Below are 25,490 nucleotides of genomic sequence, written 5' to 3'. Positions count from 1 at the left end.
CCTCTCACTCCAGTAGTTCTTTCTCTTTTTTTGAAAACTCGATGACTTCTCCTTCAAATGCAGTAAAGTAAAGATCCTGTTTTTTATCATTCTTTTCCACGACATAGTGCCACGTTGGTGTCAGTACCTGTGAATCCGAGATCGGAACCTCTGTGGAATATCCTTGCTCGAAACTTGTGACTTTACTATCCGGCTCAATTTTACCACTGTCAGCAAGGATCTGAAGGGACTCAAGCGGGTTGATGACCCTGCTTACTTTACCAAACGCTTGAATATCCTCCATCATCGTTTGCTTGTAAGAAACAATCTCATTCTCGTTATTTAGCTCTAACACAATTTCTGCACTGGCATTGTGGAATAATGGTTTTCCGTTGTATGTCTGGTTATAACTGACTGTCAGATTTTCTTTGTTATACTCCCTGAAAGCATATTGATCACCGTCAATCGTATACTCTTCCAGGAATCCTCTCAGATTTTCTTTCAACTCATCTTCTGATAGCTTACCACCCAAAGCGTATGGCTCATCAAGAGTCGAGTACAGAGTATTATCATTCAGGACGCTGACCTCTTGGTTCTTAAGACTCTCTTTTACACCATCTGTGAACTTCTTGGATGTTGCACTGATATCCGTTTCATTCATGCCTTCCTTAGGGGCTGTCAGGTCATCGGGATACGTGATGTTGACGGACTCCAGCGACTGCTGGGTACTCGTATCAGCCAACACCTCTGGTTCCGAGATTTTTTTAATGAAAATGGTTAATAGAAAAATATTCAGAATCATGAAAACCACGATGAAGATCGTCTTTGTTTTACTCCAATCCATTTAAATCGCCCCCATTTCTTCAAGAGGCAGGCGCAGCCAATTGCCGCTGTATTTATAATACCACGAAGGTGTTAAGTCGTATAAAAGCATATCTGGGAAGTTCATATCCCTCGTCAGTTTATATCCGATCGCTATATCCTCGACAAAATCCAGGTTGATCATCTTGTTTTCCTCCAGCGTCTGCTGAACGGTAAATCCGGATGGGAGCTGAACTTTAACAGGCTCCGATAACATGGAATAGTCATCCCCTATTTGAAAGAATGGACGCTGATACTTGTGAATCGTGTCCATTCCCCAGACCTGGGAAATTTCAGTCGTCCCAGCAATATCACTGAATACTGGAAAGTTTAATAGAAACATCCGGTATTCAATCTTACTTTCTTCAGGACTGACCGAAAATAGTTTGAACTGATCCGTCCAGCCCCCGTGTTCATTTACGAACTCGACACTGTTGTGGACCAATAGTTCCTCCGTGATCCCAGGATCCGGATCGACTCCCGGATTGACGAAAGAAAGAGAATTCACATTCGTGTTCACTTTCATCAAACTCGAGGAATCCCGGTAGATTTCTTCTGAATCCGTCAAATTCCGACTGACATTGTTCGGATCATTAAATAACGCCTTCATGAAATCTTCGGCCTCTAACTGCTCAGTCGAATACTTATATCCGTAATACTCCTCTTCCTTGATGGGAAGAAGGATGGTTTTACGGGCGTTCACTTTGAACGTATAATATTTGCGGAAGTTATCATTGTACAGCGCTCTCTGTACGAACGTATCCTTCAGGGAGTCCATCTTCTCACCATCGACCTTGGCCTCGACCACGTATTCCCGGTCGTCATCCCCGTATAAGACGAAATAGACAATCCCCTTATCTCCCTTTTTGGTATTGATATCAAAAAGGATGCGGTTAAAAGAAGTCTTCGGCAGATTCTGATCATCAAACTTAATGACTTGATTGTACACGGTCAGAGGAAGGCTGTCCGGAAATACCAAGTCTATGATTCCCGGTCGATGGACCAGGTTATCAAGTTCACTTTGAGAGAATTGATTGCTGATATCCTTTGCATCGGTCAGCCGCCAGCTGCTCATCTGCTCCAATACTTTGTCGATTTCACTTTCATTCGGGGTGCCCGAAATTTGATCATCATGATAATAGAAGACTTTATAAGGCTGGACCAACTCCAGCACTTTTCTTTCCTCTCCGATGGATACATCAAATGCCTCGGTACTTTCAATCACATCATATTCAGGTTGATAGGTCCATAGATTCCACGTCAAAAAAATACTCATGGCCACAAGCAGCGTTAATACAATGGATTTTATTTTTTCATAATTCATGACCAATCATCCTCTTGTGCGGAATCGTATGGGAGTGTAAACGTGATCGTCGTTCCTTTGCCATCTACACTTGTTGCCCACACATCACCACCGTGTGCTGATATCATTTCCTTCGCGATCGCAAGCCCCAGCCCGGTACCGCCCATCTGTCTTGAACGGGCCTTATCAACGCGGTAGAATCGTTCAAAAATCTTCTCAAGGTTCTCTTTCGGAATACCGAGTCCCTGATCCGAGACGCTGATTTCAATGAACCCATTGTTTTCTTTCACATGGAACGTAATCGTTCCGCCTTCAGGAGAATACTTCAACGCATTGGAAATGATATTATCCAATACCTGAGTAATCTTATCCTGATCAATCTCTACAAACATCGCCTCATCGGGTAAATAGCGTTCAAACGTGACATTCAGATTCTTCGTCATCTCAAAACGGTCAATGATCCGATGGAAGAATAGGATGAAGTCCACCCAATCTTTATTAAATCGGTAGTCTTTGCTATCCATCTTAGATAATTGAAGTAGATCGTTTACGAGGCGGATCATCCGTTCCGTCTCCGTTTGAGTCACATTTAAAAATTGCGGCGCAATCTCTTCATCCTGCCATGCCCCTTCGGCTAATGCCTCTAAATAGCTTCGCATCGTTGTTAAAGGGGTACGTAATTCATGGGACACATTCGCAACGAATTCCCGTCTCTCCAAGTCGATCTTTTCCTGCTCCGTAATATCATGAAGCACCGTGATCAACCCGTTAACAAAACCGGTTTCCTTTTGAATGATCGAGAAATTGGCCCTTAAAATATATGGCTTATCCTTCGTACTGTAATCCAAAATGATCGAGTCCTGCTCATTCGAAAGGTCTTCGAACGTATACTCTTCATCCAGGCCGAGGAGTGCTACGATCGGCTGGGACAGCACTGTTTCACGTGAAACATTCAGCATTTCGACAGCCGGATCATTGATCAGGATCACTCTGCCCTTTCGATCCGTAGCGATGACCCCATCCGTCATATAGGAAAGAACGGAAGAAAGTTTTCTTCTTTCGCCTTCTGTCGTTGCCTGGGCTTCCTGCAGCCGCTTGGTAAGGTTATTAAAAGTCATCGCAAGCTGACCGATTTCATCATAGCCGTAGACCTTTACTTTCCGTGAGAAGTTACCTTTTGCCATCGCGAGTGCCTGTTTTCTCATATCCGAAATCGGACGTGTGATGGTCTGAGCCAGCAGGACTCCCAATATGGCTGTAATGGCGAGCGCAATCAGCGTCCCATTCGTGAAAATTTTATTTATTTCATTCATCTGGTCATATACATTTTCAATCTTAGCGACCAGATAGATGGCACCGATCACTTCTTCAGACGTCATGATAGGCGAAGTCAGGACCCAGACCCGGTCTCCGGTTTTTTCATCAATAAAAATGTTATCATAAGTGCCTCCGCCGGCGAGTACCCGTTTAACCGAAATCTCATTCGTCGGGCGCCCAACCAGCGCCTGGTTGTTTTCGTCAGAGGTGCCTACGATCCTGCTCCGATCATCCACTACGCGAATTTCATAAATATCGGATGTTGGCTCATCACTGTCTTCTAATAGATTCTTAATTTCACTTTCTTTCGTGGGATCATCCTCGGCACGATCCTTGACCATCTCTTCCCTGACCGAATATTCAAGTAGATCCACCCTGCTTTTTATGCTGGTTTGAAAGTTATCAACCAGCTTATGCTCCAATTCCCTGACAAAATAAACCCCGATGATCTGCATTGCCAAAAGAATCAGGAGCACATAAATCATGACAAATTTAAGATGGATCGAACGCGTTAAACCAACTTTCTTCATTCAACCTTACTCCTGTTCAGGATTTCGCAAGTAATAACCGACTCCTCTACGTGTTACGATCCAAGTAGGGTGGCTGGGATTATCCTCAATTTTTTCACGAAGACGTCTGACCGTTACGTCTACCGTACGGACATCACCGTAGTAATCATACCCCCACACCGTCTGAAGAAGGTGCTCACGGGTCATGACCTGTCCAATATGCTTCGCCAGATAATGAAGAAGCTCAAACTCACGGTGTGTCAGTTCAATCGTTTCTCCGCGTTTGGACACAACATACGCATCCGGATGAATCGTCAACGAACCAACCGTGATCTCATTATTTTCATCCTCGTCACTTGCCTGCGCAGCCCCTGCCTGATGACGTCTAAGGTTCGCTTTCACCCTCGCGATCAATTCACGCGTACTGAACGGCTTCGTCACATAATCATCCGCACCCAGCTCAAGTCCCAGCACCTTATCGATCTCCGAGTCTTTCGCCGTCAGCATGATGATCGGCATCTCATATTTCTTACGAATCTCACGGCACACTTCCATCCCGTCACGATTCGGAAGCATGATATCCAGAAGAACCAAGTCAGGCTTCACTTCCTCCGCCATCTTCACAGCCTCATCGCCGTCATAAGCACAATGAACCTCATAGCCTTCCTTCTTTAAATTAAACTGTAAAATATCCGCAATCGGCTTTTCATCGTCAACAACTAGAATCTTTTTATCCATATCAATTGATCTCCTTTGACAATTAAATTCGGTCTTGAAGTAATTTTGCTTAGTATAGGATTCTTCCTTTAAATTTATCACTTTCTGCGTCTTAATTCATCTTTTACTCTATGTTTGGTTGATTTCATGTCTTTTTTACCAAGGTTTTTCATTACAAAGACTGGTTGATTGCATATATGCTTTTTTACGCCGCTGTTGATTTACGTGCAAGACTTCGCTTTCCGCGGGTAGCCCGTGAGCCTCCCTCACGATAATGACAGGTTACTTAAAATACCTTTGTTTTTCTCTGGATTTCTTAAGTGTTCAAAAGAAGATACATGACATGGTCAAACAGATACACCCAGATTTAAATATATCTGGAAACATACTTGGCACTTAAATAGACTGGAAAGGGTTATTTCCAATAAAAGGTACTAAATAATATGATCGCACCTTTGGATCTCCACAAGCGACATGGTGGTGGACCCTCCCATTTCTCTCGGCGTCTATGCGCGCAAATTCCTTCGTTCGACCTGACCATGTGTGGATGCCGGATATGCTCCTCGGGTGGGTCTATGCCCTAATGCTCGGAATGTTGACCGGCTTATCCGTGCTTCTTTTGATTTACAAAAAAATTCGTTAAAAAACAGAGTATAATGTGAAACTATAACCTATTACGTATTAAGCAGCCTGCACATCAGTAATATGCGGGATATCACGAAGCATGCGTTCTTCACTAAAGGCACACTTCCGTGTCCCCATCACAAATAGAATTTTAATCAGTTTACGACCTAAAGCGACATAAGATTGTTTCCCCTTTAGAGGATTGTTTCTACGGTGTTTGTAGTAATTGTGCAGGGCCTTAAACCCTTTATTATGAAAGGCTAATGGGCGAGCGACTTGATATAAAATTGTACGTAATCTCCGCCGCCCTCGTTTGGTGATGGTCGTCTGCCCTTTATGCTTGCCGGATTGGTTTATCATCAGATTGAGTCCTGCTAATTTGATAATTTGTCGTGGATCTCTATAGTTTGAAAGGTCACCAATCTCGGCAAAGAAGCCAACAACTGTCATAGGCCCGACGCCTTTTATAGCCATCATACTATCGGCCCCAGGAACCATTCGAACAAGCTCTTCAAGTTCTCCCTTAAGGGCTTCTAGACGACCGTTTAATAATTCATACTGATCGACAAGATAGCGAAGTTCTTCACGAGCCATTCGAAGACCTACGGTCAGTCCAATACTGGAGGCAGCTGCCTTTTTCAGATGGCGCATACGCGCTATCCCAATATTTTTAGTTACTTTAGTTTTCACTTCTTTTAGAAGTTCATCTTCTGTTTTCTGTTGAATATCATCTGGAAGATATCCACACTTCAATAAATATAAAGCTGTTTTCCCATCCCACTTTTTAAATACAGTTAAGAATTCAGGGAAATAGCGATCCAGCGCATTATGAATTTGAGCTTTAATGGATGACAAATCCTCTTGGATGATGTCATAGAGTTTGACTCCTTCACGTAACTCGGCATACAACCCCTCAGGTAAGATGGGCTCATGATAACGACCCGCTCGCATGACTTGAGCGATGACTTTCGCATCTTTGGTGTCATTTTTGGTGGGCGAATCATCATCCAGTTCTTTTGATTTCTTCACCTTCATCGGGTTTACCACGACTGGCCTTTCACTCTGAGATTTCAAGAAATACGCTAGATTAATCCAATAATGCCCTGTGGGCTCCATACCGATCATCAGGTTGGGACGGGATGTTTGAGCGCTTAACTGCTTAGCCCACTCGAGTAATAGTTTGAATCCTTCTAACGTGTTAGGGAAAACCAAGCGCTTGGATAAGTCGATTCCCCGATCATCAATCGCCCTGGCAACATGCTTATGTTTGGCGATATCAATTCCTATAATTAGTGTCTGTTCATTGATTTGCTTAAGTCGTTCATTTTGTGTAAAATCCATAATAGAAGTCTCCCTTCGGTACTTAATTCGAGGTCATGCATGACACTCTCTATCGTACCAAGGGGGCTTTTTTTATGCACATCGCAAAAACTTCGATATTAACGCAATTTACTTTATAACAGGAATGCTCCTCGTCACTTCGTTCCTGCGGGGTCTCACATGGGCTACTTTTCCCGCAGGAGTCTTCGTCTTGCACTCCAATCAACAGCTGGAGAGGCTTAAAACCTAGTACGATGTAAAGAAGCCAATATACACCTATTTTTTTATCATAGTCACTTCATTTTTGCTAATTAAAAGTAAAAAGAAAGAAACCCAAATACAACAAAGGGGACTGACAGCTGGTGGTTGTTGTCAGTCCCGTATTGTATCTTCTTTATTTATTATAGTACATCCAATGGATTGATAAGGGATCCATTTTTGTATACTTCGATGTGTAAGTGAACTCCGGTTGATTCTCCGGTAGTTCCCATGATTCCGATTTTTTCGCCTCTGCCAACTGTTTGACCGGCTGATACAGAAATGGAATCCAGGTGAGCGTAAATAGTTTTGTAGCCATTTTGGTGATCGATTACAACCTTGTTCCCGTAACCGCCATCGTCCCAGCCTGCAGATACGACAACCCCGTTGTCAACGGATTTGATCGTTTTGTCACTCGGACGGGCAATATCAATCCCTTTATGATGTTTTCCCCAGCGAGGTCCCTGCTTGGAAGAAATGTATCCGCCATTTGTCGGCCATGCAAATTTTCCTGACCCGCGTGAAGGTGTTTCTTTCGTCCCTTTAAGAACGATATATTTCACAGGATCTTTCAAATCTTTTTCTTCTTTGATATTTTTCTCGGTTTGAAATCCGTTTACTTCTGTAGATGTGAAGGTAACTGATTTCTCACCGTCTTTTCCTTCTTGCTTCACTTTCGTATCGCCCTTATTCATTGTTGAATCTTCAATGACTTGTTTTTCATAGGCGATTTTCTCGATCTTATTGACTTCTTTCTTCACAACCGTATGAACAAACGGCTTACTCACTGTGACATTTAAGTCAGAACCGATTTTCAAGGCACCCTCTTCATCAAGTTCAGGGTTTAACTTTAAAAGCTCGGCAGTCGTCAATTTATGCTTCTCAGCGATAGAACCAAGTACATCTCCTTCTTCGACCTTATACTTCTTCTCTTCTAGACTTCCTTTAAGAAGAAGGTTGACAGCCTCATCTGAAGAAAGGATTTCTTTTGGATCTGCTGAAGATTTTTCCATTTCTACATCCTCTTTAAAAGAAACTTCCAATAAACGTGTTTCATTTTCTTTTAAAGCGGGTAGAGAAGAATTAGGATCCTTCTTACGAGCTTCTAATTCTTTTAGTTCGTCTTCAGAAACATATTTTAACTTGATCTTTTTCAACGCTTCGTCAGCAGCTTCTTTATCTTTTACATAAGCAACCGGTTTGTCATCGACAACCAATGCATAAGCGTTCGCTTCGACAGCCATCGATTTAGTAACATTATTTAATACTTCCTGATTATTTGTCTTTGCTGTAAAAACATTTTCAGGTATGTATGTGATGTCGTTATTCCACGTCACTTGAAAGTCTTTATATTCTTCTTGAGCATCCTCAAGTTTATCTTCAAGCATATTCTTCACATCATCCTGGTTCGTAACAGCCCCTACATAATGACTGTTTACATACACATGATAGATGGTCTTAAGCTCTTTATCAGATGAATCATCCGCAGAAACAGATGAAAATGTTAGTGTTGAAAGTGCTAATGTTGTGATCGCAACCTTCTTCATGAATTGAGAAGAGCGACTCTTATATTTTTCTAATTTCGGTAATAATACTTCTCCAAACCTCATTCTCTTGCCCCCTGTACACTAAAAAGCAAAAATCACTGTGTTGGTCGTTCATTATGCCTAATTTTAGTAAATATTCTTGTAAATTTGTACTTTACCAATTTACCATAATTCGACGAAATACGGGGAAAAGTATCACGATTGTAATGAAACTGTATAATAAACCGAAAATTCAATGAGTCTAATTCATGATTTACATACTGAAATCCCTTTTATATCTAGGTATAAGGTTACAGAGGAGAAAAATTCTTCAGGAAGAAAAAAGTGGAATTTTGTTACTTTTTGTTACACCCATGTTACAAACACAAAATAAAAAAGTACTACGAGAGTCAAAGTCATCGCAGTACTTTTTGTAAGATGGCTCAGGACGGAATCGAACCGCCGACACATGGATTTTCAGTCCATTGCTCTACCAACTGAGCTACTGAGCCATATATGTATATTCCACATAGAATCAAACAGCATCTGTTTCAGATCAGATGATTCATTATGCAAAAAATAAAATGGCGGTCCGGACGGGACTCGAACCCGCGACCTCCTGCGTGACAGGCAGGCATTCTAACCAACTGAACTACCGGACCAGAGTTTTTCGCTTTAGCGAAAGAACTTTCAATAATTGCGCTAGCAAAATATTTATCCTTAAATCGCTTTGCTTTAGCAAAATAACTGTCATTAACTTACTTTAGCAAAAAAGTAAGTTGCCAAACAATGAATCTAGTAAAAAATAAAGATATGACCCGTACGGGATTCGAACCCGTGTTACCGCCGTGAAAGGGCGGTGTCTTAACCGCTTGACCAACGGGCCATGCATGATGATAGATCTTTTGCTTCCGCAAAAATCTTTGGTGAGCCATGAAGGACTCGAACCTTCGACCCTCTGATTAAAAGTCAGATGCTCTACCAACTGAGCTAATGGCTCACAATATATATCAACACGAAAGTTTCGCGACGTCTTTCGTGACAACGAAATTAATATTATCACGTATGGAGGAAGGGGGCAATAGTTTTTTGTAGAATTTTGTTGAAAATTATTTTCTGGGGAATAAAATCGTTTAGTAAGTAGATGCATCCCAAGAGAAGGGGTGCTTTTTTATGATCTTTTATCAAGGTTTAAGATGTGGACTTTGTCTTTATTCTTACCACGTGTTGTTGGAGCAACAGAATTCAAGATTCTAGTAGAAAGTGAATGAGAGGAAATTCTAAGAAAATCTCTTAATTGTCTATTTGTAATTTCTTGTCCAAACAGCAAAAAATACTGATAAATTGCATCTAGATGGGCATCTTTTTTCTTTTCATAGCAGTGAGGGCAAAGCCAGGTTCCATATATTCTATTCATCGATAGTTGATTACAATTACTGCAAAACACACCGGTCATAATATCTTCTTTATCGATATTATATAGATCGAGAATAGACTGGTTCAAAGGGGTATCATCTTTTTTAATGAATTTAATAATTTTTTTTAACTCTCTATCTGAAATGACACTTACAGGGAATTGTGTTTCAAGTTGTTTTATCTTATAAAGGAGGTAATCAGAGCGTATTATTTTTTCATGAAGAAGGGAGTCGTTTGTGCGGAGTATAGCGTGAGGATTACTTATGACGACCACACTTTTTATAGGGATAGAAGGTAACTTGTTGCGTTTTAACCAGGCTTTCATCTGTGCTCCTTGTCGGTGTATTTGAAGTATAGGATCAGGAAGTGCATAGTCTATACCATTCTTTGTCTGAATGACTTGGTTGAAATCTGTGTCAAAATGAATTGTTCCAGCTAAGTTTTTAATTTCAACTATTAATGCAAATTTGTCAGTTAGAATTAATGTATCGATCTGAAAATAACGTTCACCATCTGACAATCTAACATCGTGTAGAACATAATAGGTTTTTTCAGAAAGAAAGCTAAGATGGAAATCTAAAGACTTTTCACCGTTGTAACCAGCTAGACTTTTAGCGAGGTTTTCTTTGAGAAGTGGCACCTTGGGGTAATTGGGGGCTAGCCTTTCGAGGATGGCTTGCAATTTCAGAACTTTCCAGGGGATGGTACGTTCTTTCACGGGCATTAAATCACTCCAATCAATGTTATCCTTACTTTATTCTGTATAAAAGCAAAATCTCCTGCTAATTCTCTTAACGTAACAAAGGAATATTAATTTCAGAGTTCAAATATTAAATGAATGAACTAACTATGTAGAAATTTTTTATCAAAATAGACAAATTAATGTTTTTAATCTTGAAAGATTAGCATTTAACCCTCAATTGGGTTCTAGAAATGAATGAATGAACCTTAGAAGTTGAATATTAGTGGGTTTATTTTCAACTATTGAACTTTTGTTTTCAACTTTCACGATTTTATTTTCAACTTTTGTATATTTATTTTCAACTTTGGCACTTTTATTTTCAACTACCATGTTTTAAGACGCCAACCGCCTCGCTAAACAAAAAAAACCACAGCCCAGCCCCATCCCAGGAACCAAGCTGCAGCCTCATCCTATCCCAACCCCAAACACCTCAATAAGTCAAACTAGCCGCCACGACCAACCCAACCACAATCGAAACCGAAAACAAACTGAATCCGATCGCGACGTTTCCTTCTTCCACTTTTTTGGCCAGGTTCGTCTTAGGCGTCAATACGTACTCGATGATCCAGTACGCGATGACCTGTGTGGCGATACCGATCAAGCCCCATATGAAGGCATCGAATAAACTGACGCTGTTCGCCCAGACGGTGTAGATGACGATTGCGAGCCCAATGGCTTTTCCCCACAGTTTCAGCGCGACGGCCACATTGCCTTCGCGAATGAGGGTGGCTTCCGAGAATTTGGTGGTGAATGCGAATACGATGACACCGAGGATCATGAGTCCAAGACCGGTGCCGACATGGGCAAGAAAACTGATAAGTGCTTCACTTGTAATGATTTGCATGGATTTCTCTCCTTTTTAATCTTCCCCGAACCCAATCGGAAGGAAGTATGATTCGTTGTCGGTGATGGCATTGCCGGCGCGATACCCGACGGCACCCGCTGTACCGTTTATGATGAAACTGCCGGCCATCAGGCTTGCCTCCACAACACCTGCATCAACCCTGATGTCACAACGCGGCAGTTCGATATACTCCTGATAGACAGGCAATGATTCTTTATACGTTTCTTTCGGATCCTTCATCACGACCTCACCTGAGGCTTCAATGATTTTGACCGTGTCCCCTTCACGTCCGAAGGCTGGCTTTTGCACATAGGTCACGCCGCTTTCCTCGAACGCATCCGGATCCAGATACGTCGGTAAAAAAAACGAAGAAATCCATTCATGCTCTTCTTCTGTATAAAACTCGCTGCCCGACTCATGAAGACCCCATATCAAGGCCTGCACTCCTTTTGACTGCATCAAAAAGGCAGAAGGCGGGTTCAACAAAGCCAGTTTCCCGTCCAGCACAAGCCTAATCAACTCCAGTCCCACTTTATCACCGGTTTCAGGATCGACGTCATCCACCAGATGCTCGACGGGATATGTAGGACGGTACAGAACATCGATCCGCTCCCCGGAAGGAGTATAGACGCCGGCTTCACGACCGCTCCTGATCTGCAATTGATCCAAGCTGACAAATTCAGAGGGGACGCCTGCCAATGATTGCAGGTACCGCGTCGTCAAATAGTCTTCTTCATGATCACTGTGAGATGAAAATACGATCTTCGGCGAGCCGCCCCGCTCCAGTGTCCGCCAAGAAGCAAGCAGCGATCGACGCAGCTCAAGACCCAGCCGCTCTTCAAGCCCATCATTGGGATCTTCACATGAAAAATACGAACACACTTTGCCATTCACGTGAAATAGCTCCTTAATGAAAGTCGGTGTATCGCTATTGAACTCCAGTAATTTCACCCTGCCGTCATCCCTGACGACAAAATCAAACCTGCCGATGATGCATTCCTGGGGGATCGATTTAAACCGTATATACGAAAGGGATTCCTCGGGAAAGCCTAACTCCAGCAGGGACTCATCACTGAGTTCCCGGAGCAGATCTGCCGTTTTCCGGTACACTTTATAGACTTTTTCAGAGCCATCACGAATCGCAGCCACAACCTCATGCGATTCTTTTTTCAGATCTAAAAGAGCATATTCCATCCCGAAAAGGTCATGCCAGAAATCCGATATCCCTTCATAAAATTTGATTCTCTGTTCACGATGGGAAGTAGCCATATTACCCTCCGAAACCGCCTTTCGATCCGCTTCCTATGCCTGATTTATACGATTTCGAATAGGATTTGTAGCCGGAATAATTCTTCAGGCTGGATTTATTTTTAAACATTCGGCCGGCGAACCAGAAGTAGCCGAAATGAGAGGAGCGGCTGTCATCACAGTAGTACGTACCGCTTTCGTCATCCCAATCCCAGTCGTCGCAGTCGGTGTCCGTCGGCTCAGGCGGCAGTTCCTGATTGTTCCCGCAGCCTGTGACGGAAATGGCCATGACGGACGCGACGACTCCCGCCATCATTTTTTTCGTTTTGTTCATTGTGCTTCCTCCTCCAGCATTACGCCAGTTGCTTTCACATATAAGATATAAACGGATCGGTCTTCATCGATTTCAGCAGAGTCCCGTTCATACTCCGCACCATCTATATAGATATATACAGAACCGATGACACTCAGAATATCAAGGTGCTCTTCGTACGTGTCCTGTTTTATGATCGGATGATTCTTCCGCATATTCAGCTCGCGGATCTCGAGCAGCAGCCCCTGCGGCGGAAACAGCGGATCCTTGACAGGCTCTTCTTCAAATATTTCTACATAAATAAGAAAGAGGTTCCCTTCCTTTGCTGAGGAGACCTGTTTGTAGGTGATGCCTTCCTTGACAAAAAACTCACATTCCCTGCGGGCAAGGATCTGTTCGAGTTCGATATCCGGATAATGAAAAATGGGCTCGAAGCCGTTCATGCCCTTAAGCAAACGGTATTCCAATATGGGTCTCATCCTTATCCTCCTCCTTGGTGTTGTTTTCTTCTATATCGTTTTTTCTTGTCGGAACGATGAAAAACCGGCCATCTCCCAAATCACTCTCTATGTATACGATTCATAAAAGGAAAGGTTTCAATTACAACCCGGTTATTGGTATTATTATACTATGATTTCTTACTAAGGAGCGGTTGCATGGCCATTTTTATGAGACTATGGAAACAAGTATCCAAAATGGATTTCGGTTTTATCTTATTGTTATCCATTATCATTATATTATTGGGTACGTTCGGTATATATTTTTTAGAACCGGAAGGCTTTCCTTCATTGTTTGACGGCTTCTGGTGGACGATGACCACGTTGACCACTGTCGGATATGGGGATTATTATCCCGTCACCGTGGGCGGACGCCTGCTGGGCATTTTCCTCTTTATCTTCGGAATCGGGATCATCGGGGTCTTGATCAGCAAAACGGTGGATGCCATCACGACGTTTCAAAAATACAAACGGGAAGGGAAGCTTGAGTATACCATGAATGATCATTTTATCTATATCAACTGGTCCAAGAAGACGGAACGGGCTATTACTGAAGTGCTGGCTCATTCGCCTGAAGTAGAAATGGTGCTGATCGATACACTCAGTGAATCGCCAGTCGATCATGAACAAATCCATTATATTCAAGGGGACCCGTCGGATGAAGACATATTACTGCGGGCAAATATCCTTGAGGCGAAGAGAGTCGCGATCTTTTCCGATTCGCGCATCGAAGACCCATCGCTGATTGATGGGAAGACGCTCTTGATTGCTTCAGCGGTTGAAGGTTTGTCGAAAACATATGAAAAAGAAATCCATACGATTGTAGAGATTTCAGAAGACCGGCATATCCCTAAATTCAAGCATATTGCCGTCGAGGATTTCATCCTTTCCACTGATTCGGTCTCTTTTTTAATGGCAAAAGCGACGATTCACCCTGGAACGACCAGTCTGTTCAGGCAGCTGCTGAGTAAGCGTTACGGCAATAATATTCATGAACTGAAGCCGAACCCTGAATGGAAGACAATCAAAGAAGCGTCGGAAGAACTTCTGCAAAAAGGGGCCATATTGCTCGCAGTCAATGACAGTATGGACTTCACGGATGCCATCAACCGTGAATTGCACAATACCGACGTCCTTTATGTGGTTTGTCACGATCGTGTTTTTGAACAGCTCACGGCGATCAACTGAATAAACGAAAGAAGCTGATCCACAATGATGGATCAGCTTCTTTTTTATAAAAATTATCTTGCACTCCAAACACTGCGGACCACATTTGTTTGGGAACGATCCGGTCCGACAGAGAAGATGGAAAGCGGAATACCTGTCAGTTGAGATACGCGCTCTAAATAGTGGCGTGCATTTTCAGGAAGCTCAGACAGCGTCTTGCATCCTGTGATGTCTTCCGTCCAGCCTGGAAGCTCTTCGTATACCGGCTCGCATTCAGCCAGGATATTAAGGTTCGCCGGGAACTCTTCCATGATTTCGCCTTTATATTTGTAAGCGACACAGATTTTCAATGTTTCGATGCCTGTCAATACATCGATTGAGTTAAGAGAAAGATCCGTCAGTCCGCTCACACGGCGTGCATGACGTACGACCACGCTGTCAAACCAGCCGACACGGCGCGCGCGTCCAGTCGTCGTACCATACTCACGGCCGACTTCACGGATTTGATCTCCGATTTCATTGTTCAGTTCAGTCGGGAATGGACCGTCACCGACACGGGTCGTGTAAGCTTTGGAAACACCCACGACGTGATTGATCTTCGTAGGGCCGACACCGGAACCGATCGTCACTCCGCCCGCTACAGGGTTCGAAGATGTAACGAATGGGTATGTACCCTGGTCGATATCAAGCATAACCCCTTGTGCACCTTCAAAAAGGACACGGCGGCCGTTGTCAATCGCATCGTTCAATACAACGGATGTATCAACTACGTACTTCTTGATCTGCTGGCCGTACTCATAGTACTCATCAAGGATATCCTCGATTTTGAATCCTTCTGTTTCATAGAAACGCTCTAGAAGGCGGTTCTTTTCTTCAAGGTTGCGTGCAAGCTTTTCTTCGAACGATGCACGGTCAAGAAGGTCAGCGATACGGATTCCGATACGTGCTGCTTTATCCATGTATGCAGGACCGATCCCTTTTTTCGTCGTACCGATCTTGTTGGCGCCTTTGCGCTCTTCTTCCACTTCATCAAGCTTTAAGTGGTAAGGAAGGATGACGTGCGCACGGTTGCTGATTCGTAAGTTTTCAGTCGTGACGTCACGATCGTGTAAGTATTTAAGTTCTTTTACCAATGCTTTCGGATCGACAACCATCCCGTTCCCGATGACCGAGATTTTTTCATTATAGAAAATACCAGAAGGAATTAAATGTAGCTTATATGTTTCACCGTCAAACTTAATTGTATGACCTGCGTTATTACCACCTTGGTAACGTGCGATTACTTCTGCATGTTCAGAAAGGAAGTCAGTGATCTTTCCTTTTCCTTCGTCTCCCCATTGTGTTCCTACTACTACTACTGAAGACATATTAAGCACCTCCGACGGGAATTAGTATTCCCTCTTTTTTCAAACAAACTCATTTTATCAACAGTAGAGTAGAAAGTCAATCAAAACACGAACATTATTATATGTATCTATATTTATGTTCGTGAAAAGGAGTTCACTTTATCATACTAAAGGCCCGTCCCTCGGTGCTTTAACGCATCAGAGAGCCTGACTGATAAAAAAGTAATAGCCCGATATTTTTATTTTTGGTATGGTTAAATAAGCATTTTGAATTTTACATACAATTGGATATTGAGGTGAGTGATATGATTAGACGTTTTTTCAGTTATTACCGTCCTCACAGGCGGCTGTTTTACATAGATTTCTTTTGTGCCGTTCTGGTCGGACTGCTTGAACTCGGGTTTCCGATTGCTGTGTCCTGGTTCATCGACACCCTCCTGCCTGAAGGGAACTGGAGCACGATTATCGCCGTAAGTGCAGGCCTTCTGGTTCTGTACCTGCTCAGTTCGAGCATGCAGTTCGTCGTGAACTACTGGGGGCATAAGCTCGGGATCAACATCGAGACCGATATGAGGAGTGAACTTTTCCACCATGTGCAGCGGCAGTCGTTCCGTTTCTTCGACAACACGAAGACCGGGCACATCATGAGCCGGGTGACGAATGACCTGATGGATATCGGCGAGCTTGCCCACCACGGGCCGGAGGATTTATTCATTGCGGTCATGACGTTCATCGGGGCCTTCTGGATCATGCTGACGATCAACGTGAAACTCGCACTTGTTGCGATCATCATCGTTCCATTCCTTGTCTGGCTGATTTCGGTTTCAAATATCAAGATGAATAAAGCATGGACAAAGATGTACGGCAATATCGCAGATGTGAACAGCAGGGTGGAGGACAGCGTTTCCGGATCGCGGGTGGTTCAGTCTTTTACAAATGAACAATACGAGATGGACCGCTTCAATGAAAACAACCAGTTCTTCCGAAAGTCAAAACTGAAAGCGTACAATGTCATGAGTGTGAACCTGTCGGGGATTTATATCACGACGCGGTTGATGACGCTTGTGATTCTCGTATACGGGGCTTGGCTGAGCTTCTCTGGTGCCCTTACTTACGGGGAGCTGGTAGCCTTCATCCTTTACATCAATGTCCTGTTCAAACCGATCGATAAAATCTCCGCACTGCTTGAACTTTATCCAAAAGGGATGGCCGGCTTCAAGCGGTTCACGGAGCTAATGGATATGGAGCCGGATATTGAAAACCGCCCCGATGCAGTAGAAGTATCTACCTTAAAAGGACGTATCGAGTTTGACCGTGTCCACTTTGGATACGAACCGGAACGGCCGATCCTGAATGATTTGTCGTTCGCGATCGAGCCGGGGCAGACCGTGGCATTCGTCGGCCCATCCGGAGCTGGAAAAACGACAATCTGCTCGTTGATCCCGCGTTTCTACGATATCGAGGCAGGCTCGATCACAATCGATGGAATCGACATCAGGGATATGACAAAGGAGTCGCTCCGTTCACAGATCGGGATCGTGCAGCAGGACGTCTTCCTGTTCACCGGGACGCTCCGTGAGAATATCGCTTATGGAAGATTGGATGCGACCCAGGAAGAGATCGAGGAAGCATCGAGACGGGCTCACTTGACCGAGCTGATTGCGTCGCTTCCCGATGACTATGATACACAGATCGGAGAGCGCGGATTGAAGTTATTGGCGGTCAGAAGCAGCGGTTATCAATCGCGAGAATGTTTTTGAAGAATCCTCAGATCCTGATTCTTGATGAAGCGACATCAGCACTTGATACAGAGACTGAAGCCATCATCCAGGATGCGCTGAACGAACTCGCGAAAGACCGCACGACGCTGGTCATCGCCCACCGTCTGGCAACAATTCGGAAAGCGGACCGTATCCTTGTGGTAACCGAGAACGGGATTGCAGAAGATGGGACGCATGAAGAGTTATTGTCGATTGAGGATGGGATCTTTACGAAGCTTCATGCTCATCAGCATGCGACGATTTTATAAGACGCAAAAAAACCAAGCATACACCATGCTTGGTTTTTTCGTCCATATCTATCAATCCGGAGGCTGATCTAAGCCCCCGGCGGAACCCCGGAATCATCAAACCGCCGTTCCAGATTAACGAACTTATTGTATTCCTTCACGAAAGCAAGCGATACATTCCCTACCGGACCGTTACGCTGCTTAGCGATGATGATTTCAATGATGTTTTTATTTTCTGCGTCATGGTCGTAGTAATCTTCACGGTATAGGAAGGCTACGATATCGGCATCCTGCTCGATACTCCCTGATTCACGGATATCGGACATCATCGGACGCTTGTCCTGACGCTGCTCCACTCCACGGGAGAGCTGGGAAAGGGCGATGACAGGGACCTGAAGCTCACGGGCAAGTCCTTTCAATGAACGGGAGATTTCAGAAACCTCCTGCTGACGGTTCTCGCCTCCGCGTCCATTCCCCTGGATGAGCTGCAGGTAATCGATCAGGATCATGCCGAGTCCGTGCTCCTGCGCGAGACGGCGGCATTTCGAACGGATTTCCCCGACCTTGATCCCCGGTGTATCATCGATATAGATACCGGCATTCGAAAGGCTTCCCATTGCCATCGTCAGCTTTCTCCAATCTTCGTCCGTAAGTTCCCCTGTACGGAGGTTTTGCGCGTTGATGTTTCCTTCAGCACAGAGCATACGCATGACCAGCTGCTCCGCACCCATCTCAAGCGAGAAGATCGCGACATTTTCCTTCGCTTTGACCGCTACGTTCTGAGCGATGTTCAGGGCGAAGGCGGTTTTACCCATCGACGGACGGGCTCCGACGATGATCAAGTCATTTCTTTGGAATCCAGCCGTCATATGATCCAAGTCGGCGAACCCGGTTGGGATCCCGGTTACGTCTCCTTTTCGATTAGTGAGTGTTTCAATATTGTCGTACGTACGAACGAGTACGTCCTTGATATTATGGAAGGCACCGGCATTTTTCCGCTGCGCGACTTCCATGATGCTTTTTTCCGCTTCTCCGAGAAGCATGTCCACTTCATCTTCGCGTGCATAGCCGTCGGACGCTATATCAGTAGCCGTTCGGATGAGTCTTCTGAGTAAAGACTTTTCTTCTACGATTTTCGCGTAGTATTCGATATTGGCAGCAGTCGGGACAGACCCTGCAAGTTCACTTAAATAAGCGACCCCGCCGACATCCTCAAGTTCCTTGGCAGCTGCCAGTTCTTCTGTCACCGTGATCAGGTCGACCGCTTTACCGGCATCCCCGAGTTTCAGCATGACATTGAATATTTTCTGATGAGAGTGACGATAGAAATCTTCAGGGATCAGTCCTTCAGAAGCAGTGGTCAAGGCACTCGGTTCTAAGAAAATGGCCCCGAGCACGGCCTGTTCCGCTTCTATATTCTGAGGGGGGATCCGTTCTTGTAACATCTCATTCATCTATTTATTACCTCCATTTCGAAAAACAGGTGGAAGAGCTTCTCTATAATCAATTATTCAAGACTTTTTTCCTACCGAAAAAATGTGATCGGGAAAGAATCCAGATCACATTTTTTATCAAGCTATATTCATTTTATCATGTTTTTCGGTAAATGAAGTTACCAAATTTCGTATGTTCGGGAAATTATTCTTCCGTCACGTGAACTTTCAGTGTAGCCGTTACGTCTGTATGCAGCTTCACCGGTACATTTGTAAAACCTAAAGAGCGGATAGCGTCGTTCATTTCGATCTTGCGCTTGTCCACCTTGATGCCATGTTCTTTCTTTAACACATCACCAATCTGCTTGCTTGTGATGGAACCGAAAAGACGTCCGCCTTCACCGGATTTCGCTTTCATTTCCACCGTAAGTTCTTCCAGAGTTGCCTTTAATTGCTTTGCTTCTTCAAGCTCTTCCTGTGCAAGCTTCTCTTCTTTTTTCTTCTGGCCTTCAAGCTGACCGATATTGGCGTTCGTCGCTTCTACAGCGAGGCCCTTTTTCAGCAGAAAGTTATGCGCGTAACCGTCTGCGACATTTTTCACTTCGCCTTTTTTACCCTTACCTTTAACATCTTTTAAGAAAATTACCTTCATGTCTCTTTTCTCCCTTCGAAATAATCATTTAGTGCTTCTTTTAACTGTTGTTCCGCTTCCCCAACAGACATATCTTTTAATTGAGTGGCGGCATTCGTTAAATGGCCGCCGCCATGTAAGCTTTCCATGATGATTTGGACGTTCACATCCCCCAATGATCGGGCACTGATGCCGATCGTATCGGGTTCCCTTTTTGAAATGACAAAGGATGCGATGACTTCGTCCATGGTTAACAGCGTGTCTGCCGCCTGTGCAATCAGGACAGGGTCATAAATGACGTCTTCGTCCGCTTTCGCAATGGCGACACCTTTATGATAAAATTCCACCGATTCGATTAGACGGGCCCGTTTGATATAAGTATCGACGTCTTCTTTCAGGAACTTCTGAACGAGGACCGTGTCAGCCCCCTGAGCCCTTAAATAGGAAGCCGCATCGAACGTTCTGGAACCGGTGCGGAGCGTGAAGCTCTTTGTGTCGACGATAATGCCGGCAAGCAGGGCCGTGGCTTCGAGCATCGAGATCTTTTCATGCTTCGGCTGATATTCCAAGAGCTCTGTCACAAGTTCTGCCGTTGATGAAGCATATGGCTCCATATAGACCAGCAGCGGATTTTTGATGAAATCCTCGCCTCGTCTGTGATGATCGATGACGACGACTTTATCGATTTTATTCAACAGCTTTTCTTCAATGACAAGTGACGGCTTATGGGTATCCACGACCACAAGAAGGGTGTCTTCAGTCGCCATCTCAAGCGCTTCTTCTGGTGTGATGAAGCGGGAGTAAAGGTCTGAATTGTTCTTGATTTCTTTCATCATTCGTTTGACACCAGTGTCTATTTCGTTGAAATTCAGCACAACATATCCTTCGCGCTGGTTCATCTGGGCGACCTTGCGGATACCGATAGCCGCTCCGATCGCATCCATATCAGGATGCCTGTGCCCCATGATGATGACTTTGTCGCTTTCAATCATCGTCTCACGGAGTGCATGTGAAATCACGCGTGCACGCACCCGTGTGCGTTTTTCCATCGGATTCGTTTTACCGCCGTAGAATTTCACTTTACCGTTCGTCTGCTTGATGGCGACCTGATCACCGCCGCGGCCAAGAGCAAGGTCGAGGCTTGATTGAGCAAGCGTCCCCAGTTCAGGAAGGGACGGAACCCCCGTCCCCACACCGATGCTCAGGGTTAACGGGACATTCTGCTTCGAAGTCGTATCCCTCACATCATCCAAGATACCAAACTTCTCTTTTTCAAGCACTTGAAGGATTTTCTCATTAATGACCGCGATGAATCGTTCCGAGGAAATCCTTTTTAAGAAAACCCCATATTCTTTTGCCCATTTATTCAGGATCGACGTCACCAGGCTGTTCAGACTGCTTCGTGTCTGGTCATCCATCCCCTGGGTCAGTTCATCATAATTATCAAGGAAGATGATGGCGATATTCGTACGTTCCTCATGATATTGCTTTTCGATTTCCTTTTGTTCGGTTACATCAAAAAAGTACAGAAGCTTTTCTTTCAGCTTCAAAATGACATGGTACTTTCTTTCGTTCAATGTAATGATTTCAGAATCCACTTCCTGCTTGATGAGCGGGACAAGATTTTCTGCCACATCATAGAGAGATCTGCCTACGACGGTATCCTCATTAAAGCATGACGCCAGGAAAGGGTTCGTCCATTCTATGTAGTACTCATCGTTTATCAGCATGATCCCGATCGGCATTTCCATCAATGCCTCTTCGCCGACACGCTTTACCCGGTAAGATAAAGTGGAGATATACTCTTCTGTTTCTTCATGAGATCTTTTCTCGAAATAAAAAGCGAGAAAAAACGCGCTTCCAAAGACAATCAACCCGATTAACGAAATAATCCATTTGTAAAAAGCGACCGCTACTAACAAGAGAGCTGCTAATATAGCTAGACCGTACAAAGGGTACCGGATCATTCGCTTATTAAAATAAGATGGCATGATTTCAGCTCCTGGAACTTAAATTATATTATCTTTATCTATGACTTACGTTGCAGCCGTTCTCTCAGATTAAATCCTAAGTCAATTATACCTAAAATTCTCACGAGATAAAGGAGTGGAATCGAAATGATTGTAATTAATACCAAAATCCCCTTCGACCATCCCTTGAAATGGCCCAGGAAATAAAGGAATGACAGGCCTTGGACAGCCATCAGTGTCTGTAATACATAAAGCACATTCAATACTGCCGTATACAAATAGGAACCCTGCTCCGGCTGTGCGATCATCGATACAACTAAAATAATCAGATAGTACCACAAAATGCTTTTAGGAAGCATCCATTCCCTGAAGGGCTTGAAAACAGGTACCGTGACGCCCAGTCTTTTCAATAGCGGGAAATTCACCCAGATGAAGATGAGGGCTGTACTTGCTGCCATTCCCAAGAACATCGTGGGAGTCAGTGTCTGAAGTAAATTGATCGAGCTTTCAAGACTTTCGACCAGTTTCTGATCCGGCTCCTGACCAATTTGTTCAAATAACGAATAATATGTAGTTTTTGATTCCTCAAGGCTGTCTTCAACAATATTAATGTTGAAAATAGCAATCGTTAGTATAAAGCCCAGGACGATATTGATTAATAACGTAAAGGTCGCCGCCATTAATATCCTGAGTTTGTCCCGCTTTTCTTTGATGCACCAGCCCATCACGATGGCTGTAGTTCCAACTGCAAAGGCAAGCATGAGCGCTATAGGTCCCCCAACTAAAAAGCCAAGCACCAGCGTACCGGCGAATACAAATAAAGAGCGCATCAGTGCATGTTTGGAACTGAATATCATCAGAGGCAGCGGAAGGACAAAAAACGCCGCTATCCCTAAAATGGGTATATATACAGTCAATAGCAATAACCCGGTGAAGGAGACAAGCATGAGTACACCTTCCGTTAAAACACGATTATTTTTCAATATCTAACTCTCCCAACATTAATTTCAGGCGAAACAACCATAATAGAATAATCATATCAATTTTATCAATGAATTTCATCTTAACGGCTTGTCCATTTCGAACAGAAGGCGCAAAAAATGCCCCTGCATGCCATCCTTCTTTCCCTTAGTATATACTCGCTTCATGGAAGAGTATTCCTGAGGGTTCACAGAAGGACGATGCAGAAGGCACCTTCCCGATTTGATTATTTGATTTTAAATCTCTGAATCGAGTCCTGCAGTTCCTGGCTCAAGTCTGTCAGTACTTCCGCGGCTTCTGTGACCGAATGGATCGCCCTTAATTGTTCTTCGGAAGACGCATTCATCTCTTCACAGGAAGCGGCCGTTTGTTCCGCCGTCGCCGCCATCAACTGAATGACGTTGACCACTTCATCTTTATCCAGATTGATCTGTCCGACTTGTTTATACATCTGTTCGATTTCGTTCTGCATCGTTTTCATCAGGGCAGACGTTTGATCGAAGACTTCGTTTGTTTTTTGAATGACGACGTACTGAGTCTCGAATGTTTCTTTTGTCTTCGCCATTTCATCGACCGCCTGATTCGATCCCTGCTGAATTTCGTTAATTGTACTTTTCACTTGTTCTGTAGCCTGCACAGACTGATCGGCAAGCTTCCTGACCTCATCTGCTACTACCGCGAATCCTTTTCCATGTTCACCTGCCCTTGCCGCTTCAATGCTTGCATTCAGGGCAAGAAGATTGGTTTGGGACGAAATGTCCGTGATGGTCTCCATGACAGACTCGATCGTTTTCACCTTGGACTCAAGGCTCATGATGACCTTTTCCATGGAAGAAATATATTCATTTGAAGAGTGATAAGCACTGACGAGTTCCTCTACTTGAAGGAGTCCGGTCTGATTCATTTCGTCTGCCCGGCCGGCCATTTCAGCCATCGCTTTCGAGTTATCATACACTTCATTGATGCGGGTCCCGAGCAGTTCGGACTTTTGTTGAGCGTTTTCTGAATCTGCAGCCGACTGAGAGGCACCGTGTGCGATTTCATTTACGACCGTAGCCATTTCCTCACTGGAAGCATTGGTTTCTTCCGAGACAGCGCTAAGGCTTTCAGCTGACTGACGGACGTTCAAGACAGACTCCTGAACAATCTTGATCGTTTCTCTCATACTCTCGATCATCTTATTGAAGTCTGAGGCAAGCAGTCCCGTTTCATCCTTCGATTTTATCGATGACTGGATGGAAAGGTCTCCGGTAGCCACTTCCGTTACTGTTTTTTGAAGCTCTTTGATTGGCTTGGTCATTTTATCCGAGACAAAAACGACCATGATCAACATGACCACAAGGGTCACCGCCCCCGTCAAGAGCAGCAGTCGTTCAATTTCCTTTGATGACTGCAAAAGCGCATCCATCTCATAAGCCGATCCGACTTTCCAATTCGTTTTCGGAACCGTATTGTAGACAAGCACCTTCTTCTCGCCGTCTAATTCATAGTGGATGGTCCCCTGCTCATTCTCAGATTCCAACATTTCTTTGATAAACGGTCGATCGGAAAGGTTTTCCCCTCGTAAAGTCGGGTGAACGATCGCTGTGCCGTCAAGGCCAAAAAGAAATGGATAGCCTTCATAACCAAGCTCCATATCCGACACACTGTCTGTCAATTTTGTCAGATTGACATCGACCCCGATCACCCCGATGATTTTATTATCGGAAACGACCGCTCTTGAAGCCGTAATTATATACTCTTCCGTAGCTGTATCGATATACGGTTCACTCCAAACAGCACCCGATTTCGCTTCCACGGCTTCCTGATACCATTCACGGCTTGTCGGATCGAAATCATCGGGCAGATCGACAGCTGGTACGATCTTAAGCTCTTTGTTCGGTGACGCGATGTAAATGGACGTAGCCTCTTGGTATAAACCTAAATAATTCTTGAAATCTGACTGAATATCCGCATATAACTCCGTATCCCGGGCTGCATCTGTTTCCGGGTCGAGCTGTGCTTTGGAATAGTTCTTCAAAACATTCGAAACTGAGTATTGATTCAAGCTTTTCTCATACTGTTCGAGAAAAAGCTGCACCGAACTATTCAGCTCCTTCACCACCCCCTGTGTCTGACCGATGACCTGATCCTCGGTCTTCATCCTCGTCTGCCAGCTCGTGATGGCAATGATTGCGATGAGTGAAGCGACAAATAAGATGGAGAAGACCATGATCAGCTTCGCTCTTATGGATGATAGCTTCAAAGATCCTTTTTTATCTTTACTTTTAGGATGTTTCTTTTTTAGTTTCTCTCTTTTCACTTCTTTTCCCCCTTGTGCCATGGCTGGCGTAAACCTTTTCTCCTCTAATTTATCGACACGTTTCGTCATAGTTTAATAGGAATGGGGGATTTCGATTGTTTTGAGGTCGGGGAGAAGTAACACCAAATCCATCAGAACAACAAAAAAGCAGCAGAGACAAAGTCCCTGCTGCTTTCAC

At 44.2% G+C, this 25,490-nt stretch carries 18 protein-coding genes, 4 tRNA genes and 1 pseudogene; 2 read left to right on the top strand and 21 right to left on the bottom strand.

All coding sequences use genetic code 11. The features are described 5' to 3' along the window. Window positions 1-4 precede the first annotated feature (4 nt). From HWX64_RS12280 to HWX64_RS12210, 15 genes are all read right to left on the bottom strand, one after another. Window positions 5-823 (bottom strand): two-component system regulatory protein YycI, encoded by an 819-nt coding sequence (locus HWX64_RS12280; RefSeq protein ID WP_175989855.1) that lies wholly within the window; start codon window positions 821-823, stop codon window positions 5-7. Beyond that, window positions 824-2,164: a YycH family regulatory protein gene (locus tag HWX64_RS12275; RefSeq protein ID WP_175989854.1), complete on the bottom strand. Its 1,341-nt coding sequence runs from the start codon at window positions 2,162-2,164 to the stop codon at window positions 824-826. Further along, the gene (walK, locus tag HWX64_RS12270) at window positions 2,161-3,990 is read right to left on the bottom strand and encodes a cell wall metabolism sensor histidine kinase WalK (RefSeq protein ID WP_175989853.1); all 1,830 of its coding nucleotides are present in this window, start codon (window positions 3,988-3,990) and stop codon (window positions 2,161-2,163) included. The genes HWX64_RS12275 and walK overlap by 4 nt, the downstream gene beginning before the upstream one ends. A gap of 6 nt (window positions 3,991-3,996) precedes the next feature. After that, the gene (yycF, locus tag HWX64_RS12265) at window positions 3,997-4,707 is read right to left on the bottom strand and encodes a response regulator YycF (RefSeq protein ID WP_175989852.1); all 711 of its coding nucleotides are present in this window, start codon (window positions 4,705-4,707) and stop codon (window positions 3,997-3,999) included. Window positions 4,708-5,367: 660 nt separating this feature from the next. Continuing rightward, window positions 5,368-6,651, bottom strand: coding sequence for an IS110 family transposase (locus tag HWX64_RS12260; protein WP_175989851.1), 1,284 nt, complete (start codon window positions 6,649-6,651; stop codon window positions 5,368-5,370). A gap of 380 nt (window positions 6,652-7,031) precedes the next feature. Beyond that, on the bottom strand, window positions 7,032-8,498 hold the full coding sequence (locus HWX64_RS12255) for a M23 family metallopeptidase (RefSeq protein WP_175989850.1): 1,467 nt from the start codon (window positions 8,496-8,498) through the stop codon (window positions 7,032-7,034). 355 nt (window positions 8,499-8,853) lie between these two features. After that, window positions 8,854-8,926: transfer RNA gene (locus tag HWX64_RS12250), tRNA-Phe, on the bottom strand. A gap of 73 nt (window positions 8,927-8,999) precedes the next feature. Continuing rightward, window positions 9,000-9,076: transfer RNA gene (locus HWX64_RS12245), tRNA-Asp, on the bottom strand. A 152-nt stretch (window positions 9,077-9,228) separates the two neighbouring features. After that, window positions 9,229-9,300 (bottom strand) — tRNA-Glu (locus tag HWX64_RS12240). Between the two features lie 38 nt (window positions 9,301-9,338). Continuing rightward, window positions 9,339-9,414, bottom strand: a tRNA-Lys gene (locus HWX64_RS12235). A gap of 171 nt (window positions 9,415-9,585) precedes the next feature. Continuing rightward, window positions 9,586-10,554: a nuclease-related domain-containing protein gene (locus HWX64_RS12230; protein WP_175989849.1), complete on the bottom strand. Its 969-nt coding sequence runs from the start codon at window positions 10,552-10,554 to the stop codon at window positions 9,586-9,588. A gap of 448 nt (window positions 10,555-11,002) precedes the next feature. Further along, window positions 11,003-11,416, bottom strand: a complete 414-nt coding sequence (locus HWX64_RS12225) for a DUF350 domain-containing protein (RefSeq protein ID WP_175989848.1) — start codon at window positions 11,414-11,416, stop codon at window positions 11,003-11,005. Between the two features lie 15 nt (window positions 11,417-11,431). After that, window positions 11,432-12,685 carry a glutathionylspermidine synthase family protein gene (locus tag HWX64_RS12220; protein ID WP_175989847.1) on the bottom strand — a complete coding sequence of 418 codons (1,254 nt, stop codon included), beginning with the start codon at window positions 12,683-12,685 and terminating at the stop codon, window positions 11,432-11,434. A 1-nt stretch (window position 12,686) separates the two neighbouring features. Next, window positions 12,687-12,998, bottom strand: coding sequence for a hypothetical protein (locus tag HWX64_RS12215; RefSeq protein ID WP_175989846.1), 312 nt, complete (start codon window positions 12,996-12,998; stop codon window positions 12,687-12,689). Continuing rightward, window positions 12,995-13,456 carry a hypothetical protein gene (locus tag HWX64_RS12210; RefSeq protein WP_175989845.1) on the bottom strand — a complete coding sequence of 154 codons (462 nt, stop codon included), beginning with the start codon at window positions 13,454-13,456 and terminating at the stop codon, window positions 12,995-12,997. Before HWX64_RS12210 ends, HWX64_RS12215 begins: the two co-directional genes overlap by 4 nt. A gap of 135 nt (window positions 13,457-13,591) precedes the next feature. Between HWX64_RS12210 and HWX64_RS12205 the strand changes: the two genes are divergently transcribed. Next, window positions 13,592-14,662, top strand: a complete 1,071-nt coding sequence (locus HWX64_RS12205; protein WP_303049480.1) for a potassium channel protein — start codon at window positions 13,592-13,594, stop codon at window positions 14,660-14,662. Between the two features lie 53 nt (window positions 14,663-14,715). On the opposite strand, the gene HWX64_RS12200 is transcribed toward HWX64_RS12205, so the two are convergent. After that, entirely contained in the window at window positions 14,716-16,008 is a 1,293-nt protein-coding gene (locus HWX64_RS12200; protein WP_175989843.1) for an adenylosuccinate synthase, read from the bottom strand. Between the two features lie 284 nt (window positions 16,009-16,292). On the opposite strand from HWX64_RS12200, the pseudogene HWX64_RS12195 reads away from it, so the two are divergent. Continuing rightward, window positions 16,293-18,016 (top strand): annotated as a pseudogene (locus HWX64_RS12195) (ABC transporter ATP-binding protein). 68 nt (window positions 18,017-18,084) lie between these two features. On the opposite strand, the gene dnaB reads toward HWX64_RS12195, so the two are convergent. The 5 genes from dnaB to HWX64_RS12170 all read right to left on the bottom strand — a co-directional run bounded on the left by dnaB (window position 18,085) and on the right by HWX64_RS12170 (window position 25,312). Then, the gene (gene dnaB / locus HWX64_RS12190) at window positions 18,085-19,449 is read right to left on the bottom strand and encodes a replicative DNA helicase (protein ID WP_175989842.1); all 1,365 of its coding nucleotides are present in this window, start codon (window positions 19,447-19,449) and stop codon (window positions 18,085-18,087) included. A 184-nt stretch (window positions 19,450-19,633) separates the two neighbouring features. Beyond that, entirely contained in the window at window positions 19,634-20,080 is a 447-nt protein-coding gene (rplI, locus tag HWX64_RS12185) for a 50S ribosomal protein L9 (protein WP_175989841.1), read from the bottom strand. After that, the gene (locus HWX64_RS12180; RefSeq protein ID WP_175989840.1) at window positions 20,077-22,050 is read right to left on the bottom strand and encodes a DHH family phosphoesterase; all 1,974 of its coding nucleotides are present in this window, start codon (window positions 22,048-22,050) and stop codon (window positions 20,077-20,079) included. The genes rplI and HWX64_RS12180 overlap by 4 nt, the downstream gene beginning before the upstream one ends. A gap of 38 nt (window positions 22,051-22,088) precedes the next feature. Continuing rightward, entirely contained in the window at window positions 22,089-23,012 is a 924-nt protein-coding gene (locus tag HWX64_RS12175) for a YybS family protein (protein WP_175989839.1), read from the bottom strand. Window positions 23,013-23,236: 224 nt separating this feature from the next. Beyond that, on the bottom strand, window positions 23,237-25,312 hold the full coding sequence (locus HWX64_RS12170) for a methyl-accepting chemotaxis protein (protein WP_175989838.1): 2,076 nt from the start codon (window positions 25,310-25,312) through the stop codon (window positions 23,237-23,239). Window positions 25,313-25,490 lie beyond the last annotated feature (178 nt).

Source organism: Bacillus sp. Marseille-Q1617 (assembly GCF_903645295.1).
Classification (GTDB): Bacteria; Bacillota; Bacilli; order Bacillales; family Bacillaceae_B; genus Rossellomorea.
Note: the sequence above shows the minus strand (reverse complement) of the source record. Positions and strands in the feature narration are given on the sequence as shown.

What these genes read in the sequence shown, in the direction of transcription:
- HWX64_RS12210 (WP_175989845.1), bottom strand. Translation starts at nt 13,456, where the DNA reads ATGAGACCCATATTGGAATACCGTTTGCTTAAGGGCATGAACGGCTTC.
- HWX64_RS12280 (WP_175989855.1), bottom strand. Translation starts at nt 823, where the DNA reads ATGGATTGGAGTAAAACAAAGACGATCTTCATCGTGGTTTTCATGATT.
- HWX64_RS12220 (WP_175989847.1), bottom strand. Translation starts at nt 12,685, where the DNA reads ATGGCTACTTCCCATCGTGAACAGAGAATCAAATTTTATGAAGGGATA.
- HWX64_RS12200 (WP_175989843.1), bottom strand. Translation starts at nt 16,008, where the DNA reads ATGTCTTCAGTAGTAGTAGTAGGAACACAATGGGGAGACGAAGGAAAA.
- dnaB (WP_175989842.1), bottom strand. Translation starts at nt 19,449, where the DNA reads ATGAATGAGATGTTACAAGAACGGATCCCCCCTCAGAATATAGAAGCG.
- HWX64_RS12180 (WP_175989840.1), bottom strand. Translation starts at nt 22,050, where the DNA reads ATGCCATCTTATTTTAATAAGCGAATGATCCGGTACCCTTTGTACGGT.
- yycF (WP_175989852.1), bottom strand. Translation starts at nt 4,707, where the DNA reads ATGGATAAAAAGATTCTAGTTGTTGACGATGAAAAGCCGATTGCGGAT.
- HWX64_RS12260 (WP_175989851.1), bottom strand. Translation starts at nt 6,651, where the DNA reads ATGGATTTTACACAAAATGAACGACTTAAGCAAATCAATGAACAGACA.
- rplI (WP_175989841.1), bottom strand. Translation starts at nt 20,080, where the DNA reads ATGAAGGTAATTTTCTTAAAAGATGTTAAAGGTAAGGGTAAAAAAGGC.
- HWX64_RS12215 (WP_175989846.1), bottom strand. Translation starts at nt 12,998, where the DNA reads ATGAACAAAACGAAAAAAATGATGGCGGGAGTCGTCGCGTCCGTCATG.
- HWX64_RS12225 (WP_175989848.1), bottom strand. Translation starts at nt 11,416, where the DNA reads ATGCAAATCATTACAAGTGAAGCACTTATCAGTTTTCTTGCCCATGTC.
- HWX64_RS12275 (WP_175989854.1), bottom strand. Translation starts at nt 2,164, where the DNA reads ATGAATTATGAAAAAATAAAATCCATTGTATTAACGCTGCTTGTGGCC.
- walK (WP_175989853.1), bottom strand. Translation starts at nt 3,990, where the DNA reads ATGAAGAAAGTTGGTTTAACGCGTTCGATCCATCTTAAATTTGTCATG.
- HWX64_RS12255 (WP_175989850.1), bottom strand. Translation starts at nt 8,498, where the DNA reads ATGAGGTTTGGAGAAGTATTATTACCGAAATTAGAAAAATATAAGAGT.
- HWX64_RS12230 (WP_175989849.1), bottom strand. Translation starts at nt 10,554, where the DNA reads ATGCCCGTGAAAGAACGTACCATCCCCTGGAAAGTTCTGAAATTGCAA.